The 23,975-nt window shown below is 65.6% G+C and carries 25 protein-coding genes and 1 pseudogene; 7 read left to right on the top strand and 19 right to left on the bottom strand.

Annotation, left to right across the window (positions count from 1 at the left end; translation table 11 throughout):
• The coding region (locus tag ACIQ1T_RS16230) for a CHASE3 domain-containing protein (RefSeq protein WP_395945590.1) at window positions 1-892 on the bottom strand (892 nt) is incomplete at its 3' end.
• Between the two features lie 430 nt (window positions 893-1,322).
• Here ACIQ1T_RS16230 and ACIQ1T_RS16225 point away from each other — a divergent pair.
• The gene (locus ACIQ1T_RS16225) at window positions 1,323-1,826 is read left to right on the top strand and encodes a thermonuclease family protein (RefSeq protein WP_395945589.1); all 504 of its coding nucleotides are present in this window, start codon (window positions 1,323-1,325) and stop codon (window positions 1,824-1,826) included.
• Window positions 1,827-2,010: 184 nt separating this feature from the next.
• Here the strand turns inward: ACIQ1T_RS16225 and ACIQ1T_RS16220 are convergent, their stop codons facing one another.
• The 6 genes and pseudogenes from ACIQ1T_RS16220 to ACIQ1T_RS16195 form a co-directional block, all read right to left on the bottom strand.
• Window positions 2,011-2,361 carry a helix-turn-helix domain-containing protein gene (locus ACIQ1T_RS16220; RefSeq protein ID WP_395945588.1) on the bottom strand — a complete coding sequence of 117 codons (351 nt, stop codon included), beginning with the start codon at window positions 2,359-2,361 and terminating at the stop codon, window positions 2,011-2,013.
• 33 nt (window positions 2,362-2,394) lie between these two features.
• On the bottom strand, window positions 2,395-2,613 hold the full coding sequence (locus ACIQ1T_RS16215) for a hypothetical protein (protein WP_395945587.1): 219 nt from the start codon (window positions 2,611-2,613) through the stop codon (window positions 2,395-2,397).
• The gene (locus ACIQ1T_RS16210) at window positions 2,576-3,028 is read right to left on the bottom strand and encodes a hypothetical protein (RefSeq protein WP_395945586.1); all 453 of its coding nucleotides are present in this window, start codon (window positions 3,026-3,028) and stop codon (window positions 2,576-2,578) included. Before ACIQ1T_RS16210 ends, ACIQ1T_RS16215 begins: the two co-directional genes overlap by 38 nt.
• A 51-nt stretch (window positions 3,029-3,079) precedes the next feature.
• A complete protein-coding gene (locus ACIQ1T_RS16205; protein WP_395945585.1) occupies window positions 3,080-3,427 on the bottom strand; it encodes a hypothetical protein in 348 nt (115 codons plus the stop codon).
• Between the two features lie 215 nt (window positions 3,428-3,642).
• The gene (locus ACIQ1T_RS16200) at window positions 3,643-3,909 is read right to left on the bottom strand and encodes a hypothetical protein (RefSeq protein WP_395945593.1); all 267 of its coding nucleotides are present in this window, start codon (window positions 3,907-3,909) and stop codon (window positions 3,643-3,645) included.
• A gap of 124 nt (window positions 3,910-4,033) precedes the next feature.
• Window positions 4,034-4,216: pseudogene (locus tag ACIQ1T_RS16195) on the bottom strand (response regulator transcription factor); the annotation flags it as partial.
• Window positions 4,217-4,375: 159 nt separating this feature from the next.
• Between ACIQ1T_RS16195 and ACIQ1T_RS16190 the strand changes: the two are divergent.
• The gene (locus ACIQ1T_RS16190) at window positions 4,376-4,690 is read left to right on the top strand and encodes a hypothetical protein (protein ID WP_395945584.1); all 315 of its coding nucleotides are present in this window, start codon (window positions 4,376-4,378) and stop codon (window positions 4,688-4,690) included.
• Window positions 4,690-5,037, top strand: coding sequence for a hypothetical protein (locus tag ACIQ1T_RS16185; protein ID WP_395945583.1), 348 nt, complete (start codon window positions 4,690-4,692; stop codon window positions 5,035-5,037). Before ACIQ1T_RS16190 ends, ACIQ1T_RS16185 begins: the two co-directional genes overlap by 1 nt.
• Before the next feature lie 48 nt (window positions 5,038-5,085).
• Here ACIQ1T_RS16185 and ACIQ1T_RS16180 read toward each other — a convergent pair whose 3' ends face one another.
• The 10 genes from ACIQ1T_RS16180 to ACIQ1T_RS16135 form a co-directional block, all read right to left on the bottom strand.
• On the bottom strand, window positions 5,086-6,114 hold the full coding sequence (locus ACIQ1T_RS16180; RefSeq protein ID WP_395945582.1) for a DUF2891 domain-containing protein: 1,029 nt from the start codon (window positions 6,112-6,114) through the stop codon (window positions 5,086-5,088).
• Window positions 6,115-6,116: 2 nt separating this feature from the next.
• The gene (locus tag ACIQ1T_RS16175; RefSeq protein WP_395945581.1) at window positions 6,117-7,082 is read right to left on the bottom strand and encodes a DUF979 domain-containing protein; all 966 of its coding nucleotides are present in this window, start codon (window positions 7,080-7,082) and stop codon (window positions 6,117-6,119) included.
• Window positions 7,079-7,822, bottom strand: a complete 744-nt coding sequence (locus tag ACIQ1T_RS16170) for a DUF969 domain-containing protein (RefSeq protein ID WP_395945580.1) — start codon at window positions 7,820-7,822, stop codon at window positions 7,079-7,081. The genes ACIQ1T_RS16175 and ACIQ1T_RS16170 overlap by 4 nt, the downstream gene beginning before the upstream one ends.
• Window positions 7,823-7,865: 43 nt before the next feature.
• Window positions 7,866-11,495, bottom strand: a complete 3,630-nt coding sequence (locus ACIQ1T_RS16165) for a hydantoinase B/oxoprolinase family protein (RefSeq protein WP_395945579.1) — start codon at window positions 11,493-11,495, stop codon at window positions 7,866-7,868.
• A gap of 311 nt (window positions 11,496-11,806) precedes the next feature.
• On the bottom strand, window positions 11,807-12,211 hold the full coding sequence (locus tag ACIQ1T_RS16160; RefSeq protein ID WP_395945578.1) for a hypothetical protein: 405 nt from the start codon (window positions 12,209-12,211) through the stop codon (window positions 11,807-11,809).
• Between the two features lie 9 nt (window positions 12,212-12,220).
• Window positions 12,221-12,622 (bottom strand): hypothetical protein, encoded by a 402-nt coding sequence (locus ACIQ1T_RS16155; protein ID WP_395945577.1) that lies wholly within the window; start codon window positions 12,620-12,622, stop codon window positions 12,221-12,223.
• Window positions 12,619-14,217, bottom strand: coding sequence for a hypothetical protein (locus ACIQ1T_RS16150; RefSeq protein ID WP_395945576.1), 1,599 nt, complete (start codon window positions 14,215-14,217; stop codon window positions 12,619-12,621). Before ACIQ1T_RS16150 ends, ACIQ1T_RS16155 begins: the two co-directional genes overlap by 4 nt.
• 106 nt (window positions 14,218-14,323) lie before the next feature.
• Complete coding sequence (locus ACIQ1T_RS16145) at window positions 14,324-15,286, bottom strand: hypothetical protein (protein WP_395945575.1); 963 nt, start codon at window positions 15,284-15,286, stop codon at window positions 14,324-14,326.
• Entirely contained in the window at window positions 15,283-15,675 is a 393-nt protein-coding gene (locus tag ACIQ1T_RS16140) for a hypothetical protein (RefSeq protein WP_395945574.1), read from the bottom strand. Before ACIQ1T_RS16140 ends, ACIQ1T_RS16145 begins: the two co-directional genes overlap by 4 nt.
• The gene (locus ACIQ1T_RS16135) at window positions 15,668-16,243 is read right to left on the bottom strand and encodes a hypothetical protein (RefSeq protein ID WP_395945573.1); all 576 of its coding nucleotides are present in this window, start codon (window positions 16,241-16,243) and stop codon (window positions 15,668-15,670) included. Before ACIQ1T_RS16135 ends, ACIQ1T_RS16140 begins: the two co-directional genes overlap by 8 nt.
• Before the next feature lie 477 nt (window positions 16,244-16,720).
• On the opposite strand from ACIQ1T_RS16135, the gene ACIQ1T_RS16130 reads away from it, so the two are divergent.
• A complete protein-coding gene (locus ACIQ1T_RS16130; RefSeq protein WP_395945572.1) occupies window positions 16,721-17,080 on the top strand; it encodes a nuclear transport factor 2 family protein in 360 nt (119 codons plus the stop codon).
• 504 nt (window positions 17,081-17,584) lie between these two features.
• Window positions 17,585-18,085: a hypothetical protein gene (locus ACIQ1T_RS16125; RefSeq protein WP_395945571.1), complete on the top strand. Its 501-nt coding sequence runs from the start codon at window positions 17,585-17,587 to the stop codon at window positions 18,083-18,085.
• 348 nt (window positions 18,086-18,433) lie between these two features.
• On the opposite strand, the gene ACIQ1T_RS16120 is transcribed toward ACIQ1T_RS16125, so the two are convergent.
• Both ACIQ1T_RS16120 and ACIQ1T_RS16115 read right to left on the bottom strand, forming a co-directional pair.
• A complete protein-coding gene (locus ACIQ1T_RS16120; RefSeq protein ID WP_395945570.1) occupies window positions 18,434-18,787 on the bottom strand; it encodes a VOC family protein in 354 nt (117 codons plus the stop codon).
• Entirely contained in the window at window positions 18,784-19,428 is a 645-nt protein-coding gene (locus ACIQ1T_RS16115; RefSeq protein WP_395945569.1) for a hypothetical protein, read from the bottom strand. The genes ACIQ1T_RS16120 and ACIQ1T_RS16115 overlap by 4 nt, the downstream gene beginning before the upstream one ends.
• 163 nt (window positions 19,429-19,591) lie before the next feature.
• Between ACIQ1T_RS16115 and ACIQ1T_RS16110 the strand changes: the two genes are divergently transcribed.
• Together ACIQ1T_RS16110 and ACIQ1T_RS16105 are read left to right on the top strand one after the other, a co-directional pair.
• Window positions 19,592-20,125: a TetR/AcrR family transcriptional regulator gene (locus ACIQ1T_RS16110; protein WP_395945568.1), complete on the top strand. Its 534-nt coding sequence runs from the start codon at window positions 19,592-19,594 to the stop codon at window positions 20,123-20,125.
• Between the two features lie 197 nt (window positions 20,126-20,322).
• A complete protein-coding gene (locus ACIQ1T_RS16105) occupies window positions 20,323-23,622 on the top strand; it encodes a DEAD/DEAH box helicase (RefSeq protein ID WP_395945567.1) in 3,300 nt (1,099 codons plus the stop codon).
• The last annotated feature ends 353 nt before the right edge of the window (window positions 23,623-23,975 follow it).

Raw genomic sequence — 23,975 nt, 5'->3', positions numbered from 1 at the left:
TGGCCGACAGGCCGCCGGCCAGCGCCGTCAATGCGATCCGGTCCTCTTCGGCGACACGCGCCTTCTCGGCCTCGTTGGCCAGGCGCTCGTTCTCGCTCATCGAGCGGTGAGACGCCGCCTCGGCCTCCAGTCGGTCCTTCTCCAGAGCGGCGTCCTTGAACGCCACCACCGCATCGGCCATCCGGCCGACTTCGTCCTTTTGGCCGACTGCGGGAATGACCACGGACTTGTCGCCTTCGGCCAGGCGCGCCATCGCCGCCGTCATGGCCACGATCGGACGTCCGACCAGACGGGCGAGCATCATGCCCATGGCGACAGACAGCAGGATCAGAACCAGCCCGCCGGCTCCCAATACGGTGACTGACCGGCTCAGCGCGGCCTCATGTTCGGCCGCACGGACGGCGACGCGCTCCTCGGCCGCCTCGCCCAATTCGCCACCGAGCGTGCGGACCTCCGTCAGGTCCAGCGCAGAGGACGCCGGATCAAAGGCGACCGTTCCCCGCGCGAACTCAGGCGCGGCCACATCGCGGCGCCAGGCCTCGACGGCGACCTTCAGCTTCTCGAGACGGTCGCGTTGCGCCGGTTGGCTCGTTGCAGAGTGAAAAGCGGTCCACTCCTGTTCGAACGCGGCGCCGGCTGCATCATAGGCCTCGCGCGCCGCGTCGCCGCCGCCCAGCAGATATTTGCGCAGGGCGTTCTGCTGGTCGACGGTCAAGGCGACCAGCCGGTCGGCCTTCTGGGACAGGGTCTGTGAGCGCGACGCGGATTTCGAGGCTTCGCGCAGGGTCATCAGATTGGTGAAGATGAGTGTGCTGGTCGCCGCCGAGGCGAGAATTACAACGCAGAACGCCAGCAGCAGCTTACGGGACAGCGACAGGTTACGCAGGAACATCGGAACACTTCTTGCCTGCGGCTCGCCAATCGATATCGCCGCTTCAAACCCCTCCATGACACCGGTGGCAGTGAATTTTGCGTTACGCTAAGCTTGGTGAAGGCCAATGATCCCGAATTCTCTGGCGCGACAGCCCCATGCGAGTGTTGTCCGGTCGATTCAAACCCGAGACACGCCCCTACCCGTCGATCCCAATCCCAGACCGAGGTTGAGCTTACGACCGGGTTTGACGCCGAGCGGGTGCAATCGACTCACGGTGGGCCGGGACGGGCCGATACTGCCCTCGAAGGAGCTCGCCCATGACCCACATCCCCGACCTGATCCTGGCTGTCGCCACCCTGATCAGCGCCATCGCCGGCCTGATCTGGTCGCTTCGCCGCAGCCGCTGATCCTGCAAGACCTTCGACCTTGTCTCGGCTAGGACCGCTTCATGATCACCGCCCTTGTTCTCGCCGCCGCCCTCCAGTCCGGCGCGGCGTCGGCGCCCCTCGTCGGCCGCGCCACCGTCATCGACGGCGACACCCTGGAGATCCGCGGCCGGCGGGTGCGCCTTTGGGGGATTGATGCGCCCGAAAGCCGCCAGTCCTGTCAACGCGACGGCCAGGCCTATCGCTGCGGCACGGAGGCGGCCCGCCACCTCGACGGCCTGATCAACGACCGTCCGGTGACCTGCACGCCTCAAGGCCGCCCCGATCGCTGGGGCCGGATGGTCGCCCGCTGCGAGGTGACCGCAGACTGCGCGCCCGGCGAAGACTGCAAGACCTTCCGCCGCGACCTCGGCGGCTGGATGGTCGCGGCCGGTTGGGCCCTGGACGACCCCCGTTACAGCGACGGCGAGCACGCCGAGCAGCAAGACGACGCCGAACGGGCCGGCAAAGGCCTCTGGGCCGGCCCCTTCATTGCGCCCTGGGCGTGGCGCTCCGGCCAACGCTGAGCCTCAGGTCCGTTCGCCGACGGCCGTCTCGCAGCGCCCAGGATTGCGTTCACGGATGGTCGAGGCGCGGCGCTCGCCGATGAGCATATTCCCTGGAAGGGACGCCCATCCGCGGCCGATCAATCTGCGTCCGGGCCGGATCGGCGCCTGGGACCGCCTTTCGGATCGGGGCCGAGCCCCTGGCTCAGTCCGTCGTACCGGCGAGGGCGGCTGCGACCTCGAGCAGGGTCTTGCGCCGCTCCGGCGAGATCCGGTTGAAACTCTCCAGAAGGGCCGTCGACTGGTTATCGACCAGGACGCCCAGTTCGTGGGGGAGCGGGCGGACCTCGCCGGAGAGGATGGCGACCGAGGTGTCCAGCTTTTCGGCGATCTTGAGCAGGGTCGCCGCCGCAATCCGGTTCGTGCCCTTCTCGTACTTCTGCACCTGCTGGAAGGTGACCCCGATATGGCTGCCGAGCCCGGCCTGACTGATGTTGAGTGCGGCGCGTCGGGTCCGTACGCGTTCGCCGATTTCAGCGTCGATCGGGTCGATCATCGAGTCTGCCTGTCTTTCGGAATCTCGCCCTGCCTAACAGCTAAACGGGCGAGCGGCCAGTTTCCGTCGGACGCCTGGCGCCTCCAGCAGTTCTCGCATGTCGTCGAGGAGGTCCCCGGCCTCGCCGTGGGCGCCGACCTGTTCAAGAGCGGCCACCTTTTGCATCGTCAGCAGCAGCAGGCCGCGCTCGTTGGCGCCCATGGTCGCAATCAGATCAAGCAGGGTCTCGGTCTGGGGGCAAAGGCGCATCATCGCGTCGCCTCCGCGCCGAGCGCGCCGTCAGGGCCCCCGCGAGAAGGGCGGCCAGGATGAACAGGCTCCAGATCGACAGCGCCATCAGATAGGTGTTCATGGCGATCCGGTGATCGATCAGCATGGCCAGGTGCGAGGCCACCGCCAACAGCTGGAAGGCGCAGGCCGGCGCCAACCACAGTCGGCGCGAGCGCATCAGAAGCCCGAGGAACAGGATCAGCACGACCAGGTCCACCCAGAAGACGCCCCATTCGGGCGTGAAGGTCTGGGACGACTGAACCAGGGCGCTGAGCACCCATCCGACCAGGATCACGGCGGCGGCGCTGCGCTCCGGCCACAGGCCGCGCCAGAAGGCCAGGCCGCAGGCCAGGATCGCCAGGCCCAGGCCGACCACAGCCGCCGTCGTCTCGAACATGTCCGCTCCCCGAATCCCTGGAGCGCAGCATGAGGGTTCGGGCGTCGGTCGTCACGCCGCGTCCCCGATCACGCGCAAGCCGCGCGTGCGGGGCGTATCGCCGCCCTCGGGCTTGTCGGGCACGCCGATGGCCACGGCGCCGCAGCCGATCTGCTCGCGGGCCGTCTGCAGGCCGCCGTGGGCCTGGATGAGGGTGCGGCGCGCGCTGACCAGGTGATGCAAGGTCTCGCCGAGGGCGTCGACAGCGGTCTGGCCGACCACGGCCGACAGTCCCGCGTTCTGGCGCAGCATGGGCAGCAGGCCGAGCAGTTCGGCCGTGCGGGACAGGGCGGTGTCGAGCGCGGCTTCCGCTTGGACCAGTTTGGCGGCGCCGGCCCGGGTGGCTTCGGTGCGTTTCATTGGGCGCAGGTCTCCAGTCACGCCGGATCACGGCGCGAGATTGATGTCAGGCTTGGGGTGAAAAAGGCGGTGGGCGCCTTATGCGGGCGGGGGCCAGCCCTCGCGCCAGCGCTGCAGCGCATAGAGGAAGTTGTGGGCCGCCATGACGACGCCGCCGAGCACAAGGCCCAGGATCACGGCCAACAGGATCGACAGGGCGAACAGCTGGATCGGGGTCAGGCCATGGAGCCGCTCCCTGATCGATCGCCCGGCGACGCGTCCGGGTCGGCCAGAAAGATCGCCGCGCTCAGGATGCTCACCAGCAGGCGGTTGGGCGCCTCGCCCTGGTCCTGTGACTTGCGCAGCGCCGAGACCAGGTCCGGCGCCATCTTCGACTGCTCCGGCGTCGCCGCCAGCAGGCTGAGTGCGTCCTCCAACGCGCCCCAACTCACCAGAAACATCGGAGAGGCGCTCGCTGTCGGACCGGTGGTGGTGCGGATCATCGGCGGCCCTCGGTTCGACCCCATCAAGGCCGTTCGGCTCCGGCTCGGCTAGGGGTGAGGATCGCCTACGGTAATCATTACCGGGGGGCGCCGCCTCCCAGGCGACGAAGGCGAGGGCGGCGTCGCGGCGGTTCATGCCCGCCAGGCGACGGCGTGCGCTCAGCACATGCATTTCCACCGTCTTGGGCGACAGGGCCAACAGCCGCGCGATCTCCTTGGAACGGCGGTGTTGGGCGACGAGTCGCAGAATCTCTCTTTCGCGGGGCGTAAGCCGTTCAAAGGCGAGTTCTGTCGCGGCCGCGTTCATGGGGCAGCCATACCCCGAACTGGTCGCGCGGAGGAGGCGTCGCGACCGGAATTGAGGCTGTTAGGACGATCGCGACGCCGCCGCCTCGAGGTGATCCGCTTGACAGATCGGCGAACAATGTTCGTTAAGATTGCAATTGAAGCAATCTGAGGGTGTTGCATGTCGCTTGATCTGATTGATGCGGCTCGCAGGCTGCAGCGTCTCGATGACCCGCCGGACTGTCCGTCGGATCTACGAGGGGTCCTGGCGTCGGCGGGCGGCGTCGATTTGAGGTCCTCGGAAGCTTGGGCCGACGCCATAGACGCCTTGGTCAGCCGTGCACTGAGATTCGCCCCGACCTCGCCGGACATCGCGGCGGCCCTGCTCGATCTGATCGCCGACGGCCTGGATCGCGATGATCAGCCAAGGGCGGATCGTGCCGACCTCAAGGCGCTCGAGGCCGTCGCTCACTATGTCCGACGGCTGGGCGGCTGATGTCTGTGCTGCTGGTTCCGGAAAGCGACCTGGTCCAGGTCGCGGCCTACGCCGCGCATCAGGGTCTTCTAGCGGCGAGCGTGTCGCCCGTCGCCTTCGCCGAGCGCCTGCGAGGGGCCAACAGGGCGTTTTGGTGTGAACATTACGGGCGGACGCTTGAGCCCGAGGCGCCGCTCTCCTCGCTTGTTCAGAGGGCTTTGAACGAGGCGGCGGCGATCCGCCCGAACCGGGTGATGCAAACCCTCCTCTCGCTTTCCTACAACAGCGACCTTGAGCGAGATCCGGATCTCCTCGCCGCGTTCAGTCGCATCATGGGTCGAGTTGGGCGCCCGTCAATCGATGGATAACCCGTCGCCGTTTCGACGGGAGGGCGACGGCGGCGATTTCGCCGATGATCAAAGGGGTTGTTGCAGCAAGGCTAGCAGAGCGAAACTGGCCAGCCAGTGCTCGCCCATATAGTCGCCGGTGACATGAGGCAGGGCCGCCGCCAGATGCTCGGAGGCCGCATGGGTTGCGACGGGCCTTAGCGGATGGCCCGCCGGCAAGGCCGCGCCGATGGCGCGCCAGCACCAGCCGCGGCTTAGGTTCAAGCCGTCAAGGTGAGCGATCTTGCCGTCGGTGCGGTCGCTGACACGGGCGGGCGACAACAGAGTGGTGGGCTGACCGTCGGCCAAACGGGGCAGGAAGGCGTCGAGCCAGTCAAGGAAGACATCGACCGGTAGGACGCGGCGCATCAGCTCGGCCTCCATCAAGGCGGGGGAGAGGAACTCGTCCTGCGACGGCTCCCACGCCTGGCAGTCGCGATCCTGAGCATGCCAGCGCAGAGCGGCGTCGCGGCAGGCGGAGGCCAGATCGGCGTCGTGATCGTCGGCGTAGTCCAGCGTCAGCCGTAGGGCGAAGGCGGTGTTGTAGTGGGTCCCCACGCGGACCGGATAGTCGGCCAGGGGCAGGAAGGCCCTGAATCGGTCGGCGAAGACACGCGCTAGAGGTTTCAGCGTCTCGGACCAACGGCGGCCTTGCTCGGTGTCGTGCCGGGCCAGTTCGGCGGATAGCATCAGCAGCCAGGCCCACCCGTAAGGTCGCTCGAAACTGCGCGCCTCGGGGCGGGCCAGATAGGCGGCCTCGCCGGCGACGTTTTCCGCCGTGAACAGGGCGTCGGCCAGGGCGCGGATAGGCTGAGCCTCGGACATGTCGGGATACAGGCGATACAGGGTGAACAGCGTCCACCAGCCGTGGACGCAGGAATGCCAATCGAAACTGCCGAAGAAGATCGGATGCATGTCGCGCGGCGTGCGCGCGTCCTGCGGTGCGGTCAGCACATGCATGATGTGGTTCGGATATTCCCGCGTGACATGGCCCAGCGCGGTCGAGGCGAAACGGGAGGCGAGGGCGGCGTCGAGCGCCGTATGGGAGGAAGGGGGCATGGTCAGAAGCGGAATGCGAGGAAATACATCAGCAGCATGTTTGCAACGAGCATGACAGCGGCGGTCGGCGCCTGGGCGCGGATCACCCCGTTCAGCGGGGCGTTGCGGTCGGGCAGCTCCAGCAGATTGGCGGGCACGACGTTGAAGTTGGCGGCCATCGGCGTCATCAGGGTCCCGCAAAAGCCGGCCAGCATGCCGATGGCGCAGACGATGGCCGGGTCGCCGCCGAACCGATGCACGACGATGGGCAGGCCGATCGCGGCGGTCATCACCGGAAAGGCGGCGAAGGCGTTGCCCATGACGATGGTGAACAGGGCCATGCCCAGGCAGTAGGCGAAGACGGCCAGGAAGGCCGAGGTCATCGGAATGACCTGGGCGATCAGGTCGCCGACCACCTGGCCAACGTCGGCGGCCAGGAAGACCGCGCCCAGCGAGGCCAGCATCTGGGGCAGGAGCGCGGCCCAGCCGATGGAGTCCATCAGCCGTCGCCCTTCCTGAACCGGCGCCGCGACCGGCGGCCGGAACCAAGCCATGGCGGCGACCAAGGCGACGACGCAGCCCAGACCCAGGGCGATAAGTGTGGTTTGCACCGGCGCGATCAGCCAGGCGCCGAACGGGGTGTGCTTGGCCAGCAGGGTTCCGCCCACGGCGACCAAAGGCACCATCAGGGCCGGGACGAACAGAGCATTGCGCCAGCGGTCGGCGCTGGCCTGGCGCTGTTCGCCGGTGGAGGTGACGGGCTTGCCGACGCCCAGCCGCCCCATGGCCCCGATCACGACCAGGGCGACGACCAGCAGACCGTTGCCCAGACCTCCGAGCCAGGAACCGCACAGCATCGACAGGGCGATCAAGCCCCAAAACAAGGCGCTACGGAACCGGGTCGGGTTCAGAGGATCGCGCAGGCTGAAGATGGAGAAGGCCGCAAACATCAGGCCGGTGGCGATATAGGCGTGTTCCAGGGTGATCATCGGCCGGTCACCGAGGGATCGACGGCGTCAGGCGCGTCAGGGACGGCCATGTCCCTTCCGATCTGCCGGTCGAACATCAGGAGGCGGACGCCGTGGACCAGGAAGGCGACGACGGCGGTCGGTATGGCCCATAGCGAGACGTGCAGGGCCTCGACGCGCACGCCCGCCTGTTCGAGGAAGCCGACGATCAGGACGATGGAGCCGATGGCGATGAAGATGTCCTCGCCGAAGAACAGGCCGATATTGTCGGTGCCGGCCGCCATGCCGCGAATGCGGAACCGGGCCTTGTCGGTCAGGGCGCCGTGCTCGGTCTCTGCTGCGCCCTCGGCCATTGGCGCGATCAGGGGGCGAACCATCTGCGGGTGACCGCCCAGCGAGGTCAGGCCCAGGGCTGACGTGGCCTGGCGTACGACCAGATAGATCAGCATCAGCCGCCCGGCCGTCGCCGCCTTGACCTGGGTGACCAGATTTCGCGCCCGCTCCTGCAGGCCGGCGCGCTCCAGCAGGCCGATGACCGGCAACACCAGCCAGGTGATGTGGAAATAGCGATTGTCGTTGAAGGCTTCGCCGAAACGGCTGAGCGTGTTCATCCCGGCGTTGAGCAGGGCGCGCGCATCCACCCCCGGCCCGACCGCCGCCAGTACGCCGGTCGTGATCGCCGCGACCAGTACGACCACCAGCGGATTGATCCGGGCGACGAAGCCCACGACCACGACCGCGATCCCCAGAAGCACCAGCATGTTCAATCCCCCCTGCTCATGACAGTCGCCCGCTTCGTCCGGTTCAGGAAGCGTCTTTCGCGCCGAAGCCGCCGCCGCCCGGCGTCTCGATGACGAAGACGTCGCCGGGCGACAGGGCGGCCTCGGCGGTCGAGGCCAGGGGCTCGACCGCGCCGTTCGCCCGTTCGATCCGGTTGAGACCGACAGCGCCGGGAGCGCCGCCCTCGGCGCCGAAGGGGGGGACGCGCCGGTGGTTGGACAGGATGGCCGCCGCCATCGGCTCCAGAAATCGCATCCGCCGCACTGTACCGTCGCCCCCGGTCCAGCGCCCGGCGCCGCCCGAGCCGCGCCGGATGGAGAACGACTCCAACAGGACCGGGAAACGGGTCTCCAGCACCTCGGGGTCGGTCAGGCGGCTGTTGGTCATATGGGTCTGGACCGCGCTGGCTCCATCGAAGCCCGGTCCCGCGCCGGCGCCGCCGGCGATGGTCTCGTAATACTGACGCGCGTCGTCACCGAAGGTGAAGTTGTTCATCGTCCCCTGGCTGGCGGCCAGAACCCCCAGGGCGCCATACAGCGTATCCACGACCGCCTGGCTGGTCTCCACATTGCCGGCGACGACGGCGGCCGGATAGCGGGGGTTCAGCATCGACCCCTCCGGCACGATCAGGGTGATCGGTTTCAGGCAGCCTTCGTTCAATGGAATGGCGTCTTCGATCAGGGTGCGGAAGACATAGAGCGTCGCCGCCCGGGTGATCGACAGGGGGGCGTTGAAATTGGTCGGTCTCTGTTCGCTGGTTCCAGTGAAATCGACCACGGCCCTGCGGTCGGCCGCATCCACATCGATGCGGACCTGAATGACGGCGCCGTCGTCCATCTCATAGGCGAACCGCCCCGGCTTCAGGACGGCTATGGCCCGGCGCACGGCCTCTTCAGCATTATCCTGGATATGGCCCATATAGGCCGTGACGACGGGGCGGCCGAATTCTTCGGTCATGCGGACCAACTCGTCGGCGCCGCGCGTGCAAGACGCGATCTGGGCCTTCAGGTCGGCCAGATTCTGATCGATGTTGCGCGACGGATGGCGGCCTGAGGCGAACAGGACGCGGGTCTCGGCGTCGCGCAGACGGCCGGCGTCCACCAGCAGGAAATCGTCGATCAGCACGCCTTCGTCCTCGACGGTGCGCGAGGAGGCGGGCATGGACCCCGGCGTCGTCCCGCCTACGTCGGCATGGTGACCGCGCGCCGCGACGAAGAAGGCCGGCGTCGCATCCTCGTCCAGAAAGATCGGCATGATGACGGTGATGTCGGGGAGGTGGGTGCCGCCATTGTAGGGGGCGTTCAGCATATAGACGTCGCCGCGCTTCATCCCCCGCTCGTCGCCGCCTTCACCGCGCGAGGCGATCACCGTGCGGATGCTCTCGCCCATCGAGCCCAGATGGACGGGGATGTGCGGGGCGTTGGCGATCAGGGCGCCGGTCGCGTCGAAGATCGCGCAGGAGAAGTCCAGCCGCTCCTTGATATTCACCGAATAGGCCGTGGCGCGCAGGGCCTCGCCCATCTGTTCGGCGCAGGCCATGAAGCGGCTGTTGAACACTTCCAGCATGATCGGATCGACCGCCGTGCCGATGGCGGCGCGAGCGGGCAGGGGGGCGACGCGCTCCAGCAGCAGATTGGCCTGGTTGTCGATCGTGGCGCGCCAGCCGGGTTCGACGACAGTCGTGCCGGTCTCCTCCAGGAGTATGGCGGGACCGTCGAGGGCGAGCCCGGGCGTCAGGTTCTTGCGACGGTAGATGGGGGTGGCGCGATCCTCGCCCGCCATGCGGACGGTCGGCTGGGCGACGATCTCCAGCGGGCCGCTCGCGGTCGGCCCGGCGACCGACGACGGCGTCTGGTCCGAATGGCCGACCGCTTCGACCTCCAGGGTCTCGACGACCAGGGTCTTGTCCTCGGCGAAGAAGCCGAAACGACGACGGTGTTGGATCTCAAAAGACTCGGCCATCTGGTCGGCCGGGCCGAAGGGCACGACCAAGGGCGTGTCGGAACCGGCGAACTTGATTTCGGCTCGGGCGAGTGTGGAGACGGCCTCGCCGGCGAAACCCTGGGCCTCCAGCTCGGCGCGGGCGGCGACCGTCAGTTCGACGATCCGCGCCGCCAGGATCGGATCCCGCTCCGAATTCAGCGGGGCGGCCTCGGTCGCCTGGCGGATAGCGCGGACCTCCGCCAGACCCATGCCATAGGCTGACAGGACGCCGGCGAACGGATGCAGTAATACGCGGGTCATGCCGAGGGCGTCGGCGACCAGGCAGGCGTGCTGCCCGCCCGCCCCGCCGAAACAGTTCAGCACATAGCGGGTGACATCGTAGCCGCGCTGGATCGAGATCTTGCGGATGGCCTCGGCCATGTTCTGGACGGCGATGGTGATGAAGCCCTCGGCCAGTGCGCCCGGCGTCACGGACCGACCGGTCGCGGCCTCGACATCGGCCGCCAGACTCTCGAACCGGGTCCGCACCGCCTCGGCGTCCAGCGGCTGGTCCGCGTTCGGGCCGAAGACGGCGGGGAAGAAGTCAGGGCTCAGCTTGCCCAGCATGAGGTTGCAGTCAGTCACGGTCAAAGGGCCGCCGCGGCGATAGGCGGCCGGTCCCGGCGCCGCCCCGGCCGATTCCGGTCCAACCCTCAGTCGCCCGCCTTCGAACCGGCAGATCGAACCGCCGCCGGCCGCCACCGTATGAATGCTCAGCATCGGCGCGCGCAGTCGCACCCCGGCCACCACGGCGTCGGAGGTGCGCTCATATTCCCCGGCGAAATGGGAGACGTCGGTCGAGGTGCCGCCCATGTCGAAGCCGATGGCGCGCGCGAATCCAGCGGCCTTGGCCGTCTCCGCCATGGCGACCACCCCGCCGGCTGGTCCGGACAGGATGGCGTCCTTGCCACGGAAGGCGCTGGCGGACGTAAGACCGCCGGAGGACTGCATGAATTGCAGCGGCGTCTTCGATCCCAGGTCGGCGCCGACCTTTTCGACATAGGCGCGCAGGATCGGCGACAGATAGGCGTCGGCGACGGTGGTGTCGCCGCGCCCGACCAGTTTGATCAGGGCGCCGACCTCGTGGCTGGTTGAAATCTGATCGAACCCGACCTCGCGAGCGATCTCGGCCAATCGCCGCTCGTGATCAGTGAAGCGCCAGCCGTGGACCAGGACGACGGCGACCGCGCGGAAACCCGCCGCATGGGCCGCCGCCAGGTCGGCCCGAGCCCGGTTCTCGTCCAGCGACCGATCGACTTCGCCGTCCGCCCGGACCCGTTCGTCGATCTCGATGACCTGATCGTAGAGTTGATCGTTCAACGCGATGTTGCGAACGAACAGTTCGGGGCGCGCCTGCCAGCCGATGCGCAGGGCGTCGCCGAAGCCGGCGGTGATGGCCAGCACGGTCGGTTCGCCTTTGCGTTCCAGCAGGGCGTTGGTCGCAACCGTGGTTCCCATCCGTACGTCGTCGACGAGGCCGGCGGGCAGGGCGGCGGAGGCGACGCCGAGGATGCGCCGAATGCCCTCGACGGCGGCGTCGGCGTACTGCTCCGGATTGACCGACAGCAACTTGCGGGTCTGAAGCCCGCCATACGGCGCTCGGGCCACGACATCGGTGAAGGTGCCGCCTCGGTCGATCCAGAATTTCCAGCGCGCGTTCGACTCGATCATGACCCGATTGTTTAGGGCGAAGCGGTGGGAGGGCGCCAGCGGGTCCAATGCGGCGCCTTGCTGGGGCGTCGCGTCTTCGCCGTCCGGCGTCAGCAGGCCGGACGGCCCGCCGCGCCGGCTGTTGCTCGGCCAGGCTGATCGAGCCGGGCTTACGACGTGCTCAGGCGCGTGGCGGCCGGGGGGCTTCCACGATCGGACAGACCGTCAGGCGATAGCGGGACGGAACGACGCGCCGACCTGTCGAATAGCGTCTCCTGCAGGCTGAAATTCGCGCAAATTTGTAGAGGTGTTATGGAGAGAAACCTCCGGTGTCAGCCGACGCTGTCGAACCATTGCAGTTGGAGGTAGGTGTCGTTGTAGTCGGCGTCGCCTCCGTCCTCGGAGCCGAACACATATTTGGTCAGCAGGGGTGGTCCACCGTCGTCGAGCACGTCTTGTGACCAGACGACACTCGACCAGGACGCGCCCCCATTGGTTCCCAGCCAGACGGTGTAGGCCCCTGTCGGATCTGCGGGCTGGAAGAAGCCGGCGCCGATCTGCGCGGGTGAATGGCCGTCAGGGCTGGCGCCCGCAGCGGTGAAGACGACCGCGCCGGCGCTGTCCTTGATCTGGACGAACTGGGTGTTGGTCGCCTGAACCAGCGCAGACCAGAACACCACCTTGCCGGGGGCCAGGGTGATGGGAATGCCGTTTCCGGCGACGGGACCATGGGACATGGGGGGCTCCTAGCCGATCGTCTCGAACCAGGTGATCGACACATGGCTGTCGTTGAAATCCTGGTCCGCGCCGTCTTCAGAGATGAAATTGTAGTTGGTGCTGGTCGGAACGCCCCCGACTTCAAGGGCGGTCGAGTCCCAGATCACGCTCGACCAGGCCTGGCCGCCATTGGTGCCGACGTAGAGACGATAGCCCTGCGGATCCTGGGCGACGAAGCTGCCGTGGCCGATCTGGGTCGGTGAATGGCCGCCCGGCGAGCCGCCGGACGCCACGAAGATGATGTCGCCCTGACTGTCGGTCAGTTGCACGAACTGATCGTAGGCCGCCTGGACGGTCACCGCCCAGAAGACGGTCTTGCCGACGGGCAGGGCGACGGCGATGCCCCCGCCGGGAACAGGCCCAATGCTCATGACCGGCCCCCCTTGCGACGCGCGGGCGCAGCGTCCTGCGCTGGAGCGACCTCGTCGGCGGGCAGGGCCTGATTGTCGTTGGCTGCGCCGGTCTTGCACACATAGGCGGGCTGGGCCGCTTTGAGCGCGGCGCAGACGGCGAAGGCCATCTCAGTCTGGAGGGCGGCGGTGAAGCTGTTGGGAAAGGGTTCGGCTGCGCCGAAGATGCGGGCGTACTGCGGGTAGAGGGGGTTCGCCTGGACGACGCCCTGCTCGTAGAAGGACGGCAGGGGGACGAGCAGGGTCCGCCACGGCGTACCCTGCGGCAGGTCCCGCGCCTGGACGATGTAGTTCTTCATGTCCAAGCCCGTCATCAGGCTGGTGAAAGCCGTCGCATCCGCCGCGCAGGGCGACTGGGGCGGGCAGGTCGCCGCGCTCGAGACGAAGACGTCGCTGAACAGCAGGGGCTGGGGCCCCTGACCCCATACGCCGGGGGCGACATAGAGATTGAGTGCGGGGTTGGCCGACTTCATGAAGAAGGACTGTTCGGAAAAGGCGAGCTCCGTACTGGCGTCTCCATTGGCGAAGATCGTCTCGATCGCGCCGTTCTGAGCGTTTTCAGCCGAGTGGTTGGCCCCATTGGTGCAGTTGTTGCCGCCGCCGTAGGCGCAGGTGTCGGTCAGGGCGACCAGATTGGCGATCACTTCAGGATCAGGCGGCATCTGCAGCGCCTGGGCGATCTGGCCATAGCCGTGGTTCTGCACATAGCCGTTGATGTAGATTGAGGGCAGGCGCCAGCTGCCGTTGTAGTCGGCGATCAATTTCGGCCCGCCGACCGGAGCAAGGCTGTTCAGATAGGGCAGGAGGCCCGCCAGGCTCGTAATCTGCTGCACGCCGGGATCGGTCGCATAGAGGAAGTCCATGCACAGCCAACTGGGCACGCCCCAAAGCTGCTGATCGACCGTGGCGGCCGCGAGGGCGACCGGCAAGGGTTGTTCGCCGACGATCTGGGCCGGATTGATCAGGCCGGACTGGGCGAGAAAGGCCAGATAGAGGGTGTCGAGCTCGACCACGTCCAGGCCGCCGGCGCCAAGCAGCACAGGCAGATTGGTGAAACTGTAGATGTCGGTCGCCATGTTCAGCTGGGCGCTGAGCAACACCTGTGGATTGGCCGCCTGATAGGTGTCGATCACATGGGCCACCAGGGCTTCGAACTGATCGCCGGGCAGGGTGGGGAGATAAGGATACAGGGCCGCGTTCAGGACGCGCGTCTGCGCCCCCGTGAGCACCAGAAGCCCGTCAGGGCCGGCGGCGGTGATGTTCATCAGACGCGTCGTCAGCCCCCCGCAGCTCGCCCAGTCGATCGTCGGAAGCTGGCCATCCGGAAGGACGCGCAAGGTGTTCTGACCCACGTAGAAGGTTTCGCCGGGCTGGACGGCGATCTGCCAATCAAAGGCGTAGCCGGTCGCCACGGTCCAGCCGTCAACCGTGCAGGTGATCGGCTGGCCGGACGTATTCTGCAGTTTGAGCTGGCCGGCGGTGGCGGGAGCCGTGAAGGCGAGAGCGCCTATGATCGGCGCCAGCCAAACCGCGCAGATTCTCAGGATTGTTTTCATTGTCGCCTCCCCAGGTTGTCGCCCATCAAGGCGAGAAAATACAACTCCAGTCAATGGGTAAAAACACCCAGGGTTGTTATTCTCCGGACGAAGTCATGGATTTCGACTAATGGATGTCGGGGGGCTCCGGCTCGGATTTGGGTTCCGGGTTTGGTTCGGGTTTGACGGGGCTGTCCCGCAGCGGGCAGGCGTCGTCGATCAGTTGCGCCGCGTGCGTGTCCGCGAAGGCGGGTTGCCCCTCCACGCGACCGTGCAGGGTGGTGGCCTCGGCCCACCAGCCGACGTTGGCGCCTTCAAACTCCTCCATGGTCAGCAGTTTTCCGGTTACGCTGACCAGGTCTCCCACGGCGATCGAAGCCCCGCCATTGGCGGTCGGATCGTCGTCGTCCGCCAGGGCGCGGCCGATCTGGCCGCCGACCGCGGCGCCGGCGAGCGCGATGGCCGCACCGATCAGGACGGCGATCAGCAGGAAGAGAAGGCAGAGGGGCGGGAAGGCGCAGCCTATGGCGCCGATCGCCAGGGCTGTGGCGATGGCGGCCGCAAGGCCGACGCCGGCCCCGACCATGGCGCCGACGCCGGCGGCGCAAACCTTTTCCGACTTGTAGTAGGTTCCGATCATGGGGGATCCGAACTCGGGCGGGGCGGCCGAACAGGCGACAAAGGCCGCGTTCTGCGTCACAAGCGGCCAGAACCGCGCCTTGACCACGACGTCGACCCGGGGGTGCATCGCCCCGGACGGAAAGACGAAGTCCCATCCCGAGTCGAAGCTGTCGGTCACGCCGTTGACCACGCCGGCCCAGCACCGCGCACCCCCGTCGCGCGACGCGCATCGGCTGTAAAACATATAGATGGTCACCGCGAACACCGCCGCCGCCGCAGCGACGCCGGCGAGGGGAATAGCGCCGACGCCCAGCAGGGTGAAGGCTGCGGCGCCTTTCATCACGTCGATCACCCCGACTATGACGCCCACGGCGGTGCTGCCGAGACCGATTAACGCGAGGATCTCCGAGATCGGATCCTTGACGGGATCGCCGGGCTGGTCCGCGCAGACGGGCCGTTGATCGGTCATCGACGAAACTCCAGCGGTCGCAGTCCGAACCGACGGCACAGGATGCAGAACACAAGCCCCACCAGATAGCCGATCAACGGCGTCAGGACGGCGAGGGCGAGCAGCGGCTTGATGACGAGGGCGAGAAGGCCGGCGAACACGCCTGTGATCAGGGCGGTCAACAGAACTGCGGCGAACAGAGGCGCGAACGCGACGCGGGCCTGCAGGGCGGCAAGCAGGGCGATGAGGAAGGCGGAGGCCGCCCCGAAGGCCAGTCCCGCGAGCAGGCCCTCTCCAAGCGTCGGGGCCGGCATGGGGTGATCCGTCATCGCGGTCATCCAGAGGATCAGGAAGATCGCGATCATGCCTCCGACGGCGAGGCCGGCCAGGGCGCAGGAGGCTCTAATCATCGATCCGCACCAGACAGGAGACGCCGCCGACAAGGGCGCCCGATGCATCGAGAGCGGCCATGGTCGCCGTTTGCTCGATCGTGTCGGGTGAGGCGTGCAGACCCGGCGCGACCTTGATACGGCCCTCGACGATGATCTGCTCCAAAGGGGCGAAGGCGTGTCCTGTCGGCGTGACCGTAAAACCCAGGGTGTTGGCGAAGGTGACGAAGGACAGGATGCGCGGATAGGCGTCGGGGTTGCGCACGGGAATCTTGAAGACGATGTCTCGCCCGGCCTCGCTGGTGTGGGCGCCAATGACGGCTTGTTCGCCGTGGTTGTTGCCGGTCTCGGCGTCGGCGCCATGCGTGATCTGAACGAAAACGCTGACCAAGGGATCGCCCGCCAGCAGCGCCTGGGGCAGGGGGAACAGCAGGTCCGCCGCCGCCGACGCCGCCAAGGAGACGAACTGCGCCCCGACCGTGGTGACCGGCATGCCGATGCCGAAAGCGCTGAACCCGATATCGACCCGAACATTGGCGGCCGAGGCCGTCGCCGACCGATTGCGAACCGTGACGCGGCTCTCAGGCATCAAGCGCCAGGGCGACCACCAGTTCGTCAGGATGTCTGGGCTGTCCCAGGAAGGGCTCCCGCCGGACGCCAGGACTTGCCGCTGGCTGTACAGGGCAGGGTCGGGCCGGTCGATGGGGACGGTGGGGTGAACGCAGCACGCCGGCTTGGACGTCCGCCTCTTCGGCGTACATGGGGTCGGTCGGATACGCTGGACGTCGGCTACGAACATATTCGGCCTCGCCTTGCTTGCCGATGGCGACGTTAACACAACCTAAAATAATTGACAGCGAAACCGTGTCGTGTGCCTTTGCGCAAAGGTAAAGCGCCGCCCAAGGCGTCGGACACGCCTGCGTCTGGAACGAGACGATGACCGCGCCGCAACGACGCTGATCCACCGGCCATAGCCAGGGGGGTAAATCTGATGCGGCATGGGATTTGGGTGCTTGCCCCCATTGCGGTTCTAGCCGTTTCGCCGGCCAGGGCCCAAGACGCCGATGTGCGTGCGCTGGTCGACCGGTTCGATGCCGCACGCCGTGCATTCGACCCGGTCGCCCTCGCCGCGACCCTTGCTCCGGGGTATGAAGAAATCTCGCCGGTGGGGGCGGTGGACTCCCGCGAAGAAGTGCTTGGTTTCTACGCGCCTGGACTGAGGCGATCCGCGCCGCCGATGATCCGCGAGGAGGTTGTCGTTCGATCGTTCGATGACGTCGCGACTCTGACGTCTCGCACCTCTTTCGCGGTTCCGGGCGTCGCGGCTCGCCGCTGGATCCGGGTTCGTTATGTCGCACACCGCGTCGGCGGCGGATGGCGACTGATCTCCACCCAGTACACGGCCATCCCGCCCGGGGCGGATTGAAGCGAAGTATTTGAATCGCGGAAGCATGATGTCGCGGCGATTGCGGAGGCGTGGTTGTGTCAGATCGAGGACGTCGTGGTCGAAATAGGCTCAGGCGCGCGGCCATCACGGGTGCAATATTCGCCCTCGGCGTATGTAGTGCGGCGGCGGCATATCTGACCTTGGAGGCGCATTCGTAGCGTCAGAGCAAACCAGGTCTTTATGGATCGCACGAAGATTGAGTGGCGGCCGAAGCCGGGGCTGACGGCTGGCGTGGGCTCGTTCGAGTTATGAAATGCACATCGTCATTGCTGCGTTGATGGCGTTTGGGAGGCCCGATCGGCCCTGGCTCCCGGCATATGCTTTGGTCGCCGTCGTCCCGGCCCGGATCATATTCGGGATTGTGAGGCCTCGCGGGACCCGGCAGCCACGTCGTCGTGATGTCGTCAAAAGCGGGGGGGTGTTGAGCCATCGCGATCGGCGATTTGATCGACGGAACTGACTTCATGGCGGCGCCGAACAGCTGTGTTCAGGCTGGTGAACGCCGCCGTGCTGCTCTTGCCGGCGCATCGATCGATTGTCGCTGTCCGCGAGCCTTTTCTATCAATGATGGAGCCAGGACGACTTATTATGGCGAACCCCACGAGCCTTCTACTCGCGCCGATCGTCGGCGGTTATCTTTGCGTGTCGGGAATAGGGCTGCTCCGAAAGGGCGAAGCTGGCTCGTTTCTGGCCAATCTTTGCGCCCATCCTGCCGCAATGCATGCGGTCGGTGGCGTGGCCTTTTTCGCCGGTGCGGCCGTTCTCTCCCTTCATCGACATTGGGGAACGCCGTCGGAGATCGCTATAAACTTGGTCGCACTTATTTGGTTGGTCGAAGGCGGCGGCATTCTCGCCGATCCCGCTCGCCTCAGAATGGCCCTGGCGACGCCGAAGGCGGCGTTCCGGCTTCGGTATGTACAACTGTTCAATATTCCGCTCGGCCTGTATCTCCTTGCGGTCGGCATTCTTGGGATATCGGGCTGAGCCTATTGCGCAAAGCTGCTGATCGGGGGGCTTAAAGCGGGTTTGAAGCGCCAGCTGTCATTGCCGTCTCGACAGGGCGCGATGATGATCGGTGATCCGGCGGGGGAGGGGGGACGATCCGCGGACCGGCTTCGTCCGGCCCTTGCGCCCCCTGTCTCGACAGGTCTGTAAGTCGCAGGCTTTTTCCCAGCCCGCCTTTTGCGGCCTGATGCAAATGGACACGAGTTCAGTAAGACAGGCGAATCTGCACAGTTCGTTCCCTGACTCGGAAGGCCAAGCAGATGAGGCGGAGCGCTCGAAGGTCCGGCTTTCGGGCTCGCGCCAATGGCTGTCTCTGACGCAATGGAGCTACTCCACCGCCCGTCCTATCCGGATAAGGGCTCCGTCGGGGTCACTGATTGCGAACTCATATGTTCCCCATGGCTTACGCTCGGGGGCGCCGGGCGCGAGGATCAAGCCGCGTAATCGATCGGCGAGGGCGTCCACGTCCTCGGCGTACAGATAGAGGCCAAAAGGGTTATCCTCCACACGTCCCGGCCAGTCGGCGGCCGTCAGGTGCAGGTGCCAGCCCTTGCCGTCGGCGAGGATCAGATAGTGGCCGTAGTCGCTGACGACCTTGAGGCCGAGCCGGCCGTAGAAGGCCTCGCTGACCTTTAGGTCGCGGCAGGGCACGATGGTCGTGGCCCGGTGCGTTTCGCTCATTGATCGGTCTCCTTAGGTTGACCGCCCATCATCCGCGAGGCGACGAGGATTGACCATGCGCCGAACAGCACTGTCGAGGTCATCGCCGGATAGAGGCCGAAGGCGCCCTGCCTGACGACCAGCCAGCCCAAGGCGGCCGCTGCGATCGCCAGTCCCAGCGCGCCCGCGATCCGGGGCAGCCCGCTCATCCGCATCATCCGGATCGCCCACAACGCCATGGCGGCGACCGTCAGCGCCATGCCCAGATTGGCGAGGGCCCGGTTCAGCGCGCCCAGGGCCGCGAGCGCCGAGCGCACCTCGTCTGAATAGCCGGCCTGGGCCAACAGGCCTCCCGCCGCGAAGCCGCTGACCAGGGCTGCGGCGATGAAGGCGGCCATGCCGCAGTCGAAGGCGAGCGAGCCGGCCCGGACCGAGGCGTGCTCCATGCCCAGCCGCCGCGCCCAGCTTCCAAAGGCGAAGCGCAACAGGAACAGGCAGGCCATCATGGCGCCGTGCACGACGGTGTTGCTCCAGTCGGCCAGAAGCAGGCCGTCGTCCGGTCCCTTGAACGAGGTCGGGTGGTGCAGCATCAGCACCAGCGCCGCTAGAACGGCGGCAAGGATCAAGCCGCCGGACAGGCGGTCTTCGGTATCGTGGTTCATGGTTGACCCCTTGATCTGTCGAAAACAGGTTGGGGCGCGGGCGGCGGCGGGCCGAGGGACAAATCCTCAGAAAGTCCGCTTCCGGACAGCAGGCCTGAATCGTCCGCCATCGCCGGGAGGACGGCGGCTGACTGGGAGCCGAAGCCTGCGCTATTATCGCCGAATGACCTATGACGCCGTCCGCGATCTGGACCGACGAAGCCAGCGCACCCGCGCGGCGATCTTCGACGCCCTGATCCGGCTGATCTTCAGCCAGCGCTATGACGCCATCCGCACGGCGGACGTAATCGAGGCGGCGGGGGTGGGGCGATCGACCTTTTATGAGCATTTCCGCAACAAGGACGACGTCTTGGTCGCGGTCATCGACCCGGTCTTCACGCCGCTCGCCGCCGCTGCTGCGGGCCGGGGCGCCCGGGCGGCGCTCAAGGCCATGCTGGACCATATCTGGCCCCAGCGGGCGCTGGCGCGGGTGCTTTTCGAGCCCCCGGTGCTGACCAAGCTTCAGCGCAAGCTGGCGGGCATGATTGAGGCGCGGCTGCCCGAGAGCGTTGACGGCCCACCGACGGCGCTGATCGCCATGGGCGCGGCCGCCGGCCAACTGGCCATGCTGAGGATGTGGCTGGTGGGCGAAGCGTCCTGTTCGGCGGAGGTTTTCGCGGAGCATCTGCTTACGACATGCATGTGTGTCAGATCCTGACTCATTGCAGACCTTGGGAACGTCAGCTCGGTGCTAGCTCAAAGAGGTATTTGAGGCTGCTCGGGCTGAGAGGTCGGAAGCTGGTGCACCACCCCAAAATTGCAGTCTAGACAACCTCGCCGCTTTAAGCTGTGCTGTTGGCGCGCGCCGGGCCAATCCAGACAAATCGATTCCTCCCGGTTCGTATTGGAGGATTTGTGAGCCTATTCCCAAAACCCCTTGGTTCCATTGTTCTGCCCCCGCTTCCTGAGCGGAAGCATAAGGCTGGCAGCAACTGGATCGTGCAGCACGTCTTTCAAGGCGCGACCACGAAAGCCCAGATCGCACCCTCCGATATCAAAGGTCACGACCTCGTCACGACGAGCTTGCAGCCGCCCTATCGGGATTTTTTGCTTCGTCATAAAGGCGCGCGAAAGATCGAGACCGATCTACCCGTCCTCACCTCATCCGAGCCCGTAACTTACGAGGATCAGCCCGAAACATTCGAGCTGCGGTGGGACAGTCTGGGCAGGCTCGAAACCTATGCCGACACGCCGGAGAAAGTCCGCGAAGCATGGGTGAACCAGTTCAACTTTCTCACGGAGGACGAAGGCGCGGGACGACCTGGCCTGCGGCTCCCGCAGATCGCGGCCCTTCATGCAATCTCAGCACACTTCGCAGTTGGCGCAGATTTCGATGCCGCCACCGTCGTGCTGCCGACTGGGACCGGCAAAACGGAGACCATGCTGGCGACCCAAGTTTACCGGCGCCTTGAGAAGACTCTCGTTCTCGTACCGAGCGACGCGCTTCGCTCTCAGATTTCCAACAAATTCGTCAGTCTTGGTGTGCTCCCTGCCGCGACCGTCGTCCCGCAGGAGATCGCTTGTCCACGCGTTGCCGTGATCGCCGGCGGCATCAGGACGGCCGACGATGCGAGAGAGATACTGGCGCAATCCAACGTCATCGTCGCTCTCCCGAATGCTCTCGAAGCGTCGAGCGCGGAAGCGCTTGAGGCGCTGATCGATGGAGCCACTGACCTGATCGTCGACGAGGCACATCACGTCACCGCCGCGACGTGGCTCAAGGTTCGGGAGCGGTTTCAGGGGAAGCGGGTTCTTCAGTTCACCGCCACGCCATTTCGTCGCGATGGCAAGCGCATCGACGGGAAGATTATCTTCAACTTCAAGCTGGGGGATGCGCAGGCTGCTGGCTACTACCGCCCCATCAACCTCGGCACGGTCGAGGAATATGGCGAGGAAGCGAAACGGGATCGCGCGATTGCGATCGAAGCAATCGCTGCCCTACGTCGCGATCGAAACGAGCTTGGACTCGACCACCTTTTGATGGCTCGGACCAAAACGAAGGAGCGTGCGGAAGAGGTTTGCGCGCTCTACGCGGAGCTCGCTCCCGAAATGAGGCCGGTGTTTGTGTACTCCGGCCCAGGTCGAACGACAGCCAACAAGCAAGCGCTCGATAAGCTGTTCGATCGGGGAGATGGCGGCTCGCGGATTGTCGTTTGCGTGGACATGCTCGGCGAAGGCTTCGACCTGCCGAACCTGAAGGTCGCGGCGCTGCACGACAATCACAAGTCTCTGGCTGTCACGCTCCAGTTTATCGGCCGCTTCACCCGCAAGGGTGATCCCACGAAAATCGGCGAAGCAACCGTCATCGTGAACATCGCCGATCCCGAAGCCGAGCAGAAGCTCGCCGATCTTTACGCCGAAGGAGCAGATTGGGATCGGATCATAAAGCGCCTGAGCGAAGAACGGGTCGCTCAGGAACTGCGCCTTCAAGACGTGGTTGAAGGGCTGAAAGCCTCCGGCACCCTGCATGACCAGTTGTCACTCTGGAATCTGAGGCCGGCGCTTTCGGCGCAGTTCTTCCGGACGGAGTGCGAGGCGTGGAACCCCTCCGCCTACAAGGAGGTCTTACCCAAGGGCGCGGAAAGCTGGTTCTCCTACAGCGAAGAGGACGAGGTTCTGGTCGCCGTCGTCTGTCGGACGGATGTGGTGGGTTGGGGCAACTACCAGAATGTCCTGAACACCCTCTATGACCTGCTGATCATTCGATGGGACAAGGAATCCGGAGCGCTCTGCCTCTATTCCAGCGACTACAAAGGCATGAAGTCCGAACGTCTCGCGCAGATCGTTACCGACGACCACACGCTTCACGTATCCGGGTCTCCCATCTTCAATATTCTGAACAACGTCGAGCTGCCGCTCGTAAAGAGCCTCGGCTCGTCACGCCTCGGAGCGATCAGCTTCACTTCCTATTTCGGCCCGAATGTCACTGAAGGAATCGGGTCGATCGAACGCTCTCAATCAGAGCTGAATAACGTCGCCTGTCTTGGCTATGAAAACGGCGATCGCGTCCTGTGGGGAGCGACCCAACGTCGGGGTAAGGTGTGGCAGCAAAGGGCTGGCACGATCTCCGACTGGATCGCATGGACGAAAGCGACTTGGGCCAAAGTCACCACTGACGGAGGCGACATCGCCAACGTCATCAGCGGCTTCCTGAAACCAATCAAGCTGACCGGACCATATGAGTCAGTCCCGATAGCGGTTCAGTGGGGCGAGCAAGCACAGTTCCGGTCGAACGAGCGCCAATCGGTGTTGTTCGGCGACGTAGAAGTGCCGTTGTATGAAATCGATTTGCTACTCGGAGCCGAGGGGCCAAATCGCGAAATCAACATCCGGATCGTGAGCGACCACCACGCTGCGGAGTACAGTCTCCTGATCGACGACGCCCTACCTGGCGGCTACCGACACGATCATGTCTCGGGCCCTCTCGTGCGATTCAAAAACGGGAATGCAGAGCCTGTCGCACTACCGGAGTTCCTCCAGAAGGATCCGTTCGTCGTCCACTACGCGGACGGAACGTATTCCTATAACTGCTACCACATCCCCGCCGACCTCAGCGCCGCTGGCGTGTTCGACAAGGATAAGCTGGAGAGCTGGGACTGGACCGGAATACCGCTAAACAAGGAGTCGATGGGTAAAGCCGTCGCGCAGGACACGATCCAGTATCGCACCGCTGAAAAGCTGAAGCCGGAGTATGATCTAGTCTTCAATGACGACGGCAGCGGCGAAGCTGCGGACCTCGTGTGCCTCAAGGATGTAGACGACGAGACCATCAAGCTCTGCCTCGTCCACTGCAAGGGCGCTCATGAAGCGCGCGTCTCTCAAGATATCCGAAACTTCTACGTCGTTTGCGGCCAAGCCCAGAAGAGCATCACGGCGAAACACATCGGTCTGCCCAACCTCTACCGAGACCTCAAACGCAGGCATGAAACATGGGCGCGAGACGGGGCGACACGCTTCGTCAAGGGCGACATGAAGAAGCTGTCCTACTTCAAGGAGAAGGCGCGCCGCTCGAAGCTAGACTTTGAAATGATCCTCGTTCAGCCGGGCGGATCAATCGCCTCGATCACCGACGATGCGTTGCGACTGCTCGCGACGACAGAGCTCTACCTCTACAAGACGACAAAGGCGAAGTTCAGGGCGGTCATCTCGCCCTAGATCAAAGCCACTTCCGAAAGGAGTGTCGGTTCGAGTTAGACCCCCCGTTGTCGGCAAGCCGCACCGACGCCGTCACCCTTTCCGCTGTGCTTCGAATGCGTTCAGCCACTCGATGCATTCGGCGGCAGGCCGGGGCGTGCTGCCGCCGACAGCGAGCGTTCATAGTCGTGATTGATGTTTGAAGTGGGAGCCAGGAAATGGCGCGGCCCTGCCCGCGACAGCGACGGCCGGCGCGAACCTATGAACTGGCGGCGGCGCGCTAGTGAAAGTTCGTTCTCGGCATCCCAACCATAGCCGCTGAATGACTGCTTCTTGGTCAGAAGTTGATGTCTCCTTCTGGCGCTTTTACCCCT

This window comes from Brevundimonas sp., assembly GCF_044336875.1.
Lineage (GTDB): Bacteria > Pseudomonadota > Alphaproteobacteria > Caulobacterales > Caulobacteraceae > Brevundimonas.
Note: the sequence above shows the minus strand (reverse complement) of the source record. Positions and strands in the feature narration are given on the sequence as shown.

What these genes read in the sequence shown, in the direction of transcription:
- ACIQ1T_RS16160 (WP_395945578.1), bottom strand. Translation starts at nt 12,211, where the DNA reads ATGTCCCATGGTCCCGTCGCCGGAAACGGCATTCCCATCACCCTGGCC.
- ACIQ1T_RS16210 (WP_395945586.1), bottom strand. Translation starts at nt 3,028, where the DNA reads ATGTTCGAGACGACGGCGGCTGTGGTCGGCCTGGGCCTGGCGATCCTG.
- ACIQ1T_RS16205 (WP_395945585.1), bottom strand. Translation starts at nt 3,427, where the DNA reads ATGAAACGCACCGAAGCCACCCGGGCCGGCGCCGCCAAACTGGTCCAA.
- ACIQ1T_RS16135 (WP_395945573.1), bottom strand. Translation starts at nt 16,243, where the DNA reads ATGCCTGAGAGCCGCGTCACGGTTCGCAATCGGTCGGCGACGGCCTCG.
- ACIQ1T_RS16115 (WP_395945569.1), bottom strand. Translation starts at nt 19,428, where the DNA reads ATGAACCACGATACCGAAGACCGCCTGTCCGGCGGCTTGATCCTTGCC.
- ACIQ1T_RS16225 (WP_395945589.1), top strand. Translation starts at nt 1,323, where the DNA reads ATGATCACCGCCCTTGTTCTCGCCGCCGCCCTCCAGTCCGGCGCGGCG.
- ACIQ1T_RS16150 (WP_395945576.1), bottom strand. Translation starts at nt 14,217, where the DNA reads ATGAAAACAATCCTGAGAATCTGCGCGGTTTGGCTGGCGCCGATCATA.
- ACIQ1T_RS16220 (WP_395945588.1), bottom strand. Translation starts at nt 2,361, where the DNA reads ATGATCGACCCGATCGACGCTGAAATCGGCGAACGCGTACGGACCCGA.
- ACIQ1T_RS16215 (WP_395945587.1), bottom strand. Translation starts at nt 2,613, where the DNA reads ATGATGCGCCTTTGCCCCCAGACCGAGACCCTGCTTGATCTGATTGCG.
- ACIQ1T_RS16185 (WP_395945583.1), top strand. Translation starts at nt 4,690, where the DNA reads ATGTCTGTGCTGCTGGTTCCGGAAAGCGACCTGGTCCAGGTCGCGGCC.
- ACIQ1T_RS16165 (WP_395945579.1), bottom strand. Translation starts at nt 11,495, where the DNA reads ATGATCGAGTCGAACGCGCGCTGGAAATTCTGGATCGACCGAGGCGGC.
- ACIQ1T_RS16200 (WP_395945593.1), bottom strand. Translation starts at nt 3,909, where the DNA reads ATGATCCGCACCACCACCGGTCCGACAGCGAGCGCCTCTCCGATGTTT.
- ACIQ1T_RS16145 (WP_395945575.1), bottom strand. Translation starts at nt 15,286, where the DNA reads ATGACCGATCAACGGCCCGTCTGCGCGGACCAGCCCGGCGATCCCGTC.
- ACIQ1T_RS16140 (WP_395945574.1), bottom strand. Translation starts at nt 15,675, where the DNA reads ATGATTAGAGCCTCCTGCGCCCTGGCCGGCCTCGCCGTCGGAGGCATG.
- ACIQ1T_RS16120 (WP_395945570.1), bottom strand. Translation starts at nt 18,787, where the DNA reads ATGAGCGAAACGCACCGGGCCACGACCATCGTGCCCTGCCGCGACCTA.
- ACIQ1T_RS16110 (WP_395945568.1), top strand. Translation starts at nt 19,592, where the DNA reads ATGACCTATGACGCCGTCCGCGATCTGGACCGACGAAGCCAGCGCACC.
- ACIQ1T_RS16190 (WP_395945584.1), top strand. Translation starts at nt 4,376, where the DNA reads ATGTCGCTTGATCTGATTGATGCGGCTCGCAGGCTGCAGCGTCTCGAT.
- ACIQ1T_RS16180 (WP_395945582.1), bottom strand. Translation starts at nt 6,114, where the DNA reads ATGCCCCCTTCCTCCCATACGGCGCTCGACGCCGCCCTCGCCTCCCGT.
- ACIQ1T_RS16175 (WP_395945581.1), bottom strand. Translation starts at nt 7,082, where the DNA reads ATGATCACCCTGGAACACGCCTATATCGCCACCGGCCTGATGTTTGCG.
- ACIQ1T_RS16170 (WP_395945580.1), bottom strand. Translation starts at nt 7,822, where the DNA reads ATGCTGGTGCTTCTGGGGATCGCGGTCGTGGTCGTGGGCTTCGTCGCC.
- ACIQ1T_RS16155 (WP_395945577.1), bottom strand. Translation starts at nt 12,622, where the DNA reads ATGAGCATTGGGCCTGTTCCCGGCGGGGGCATCGCCGTCGCCCTGCCC.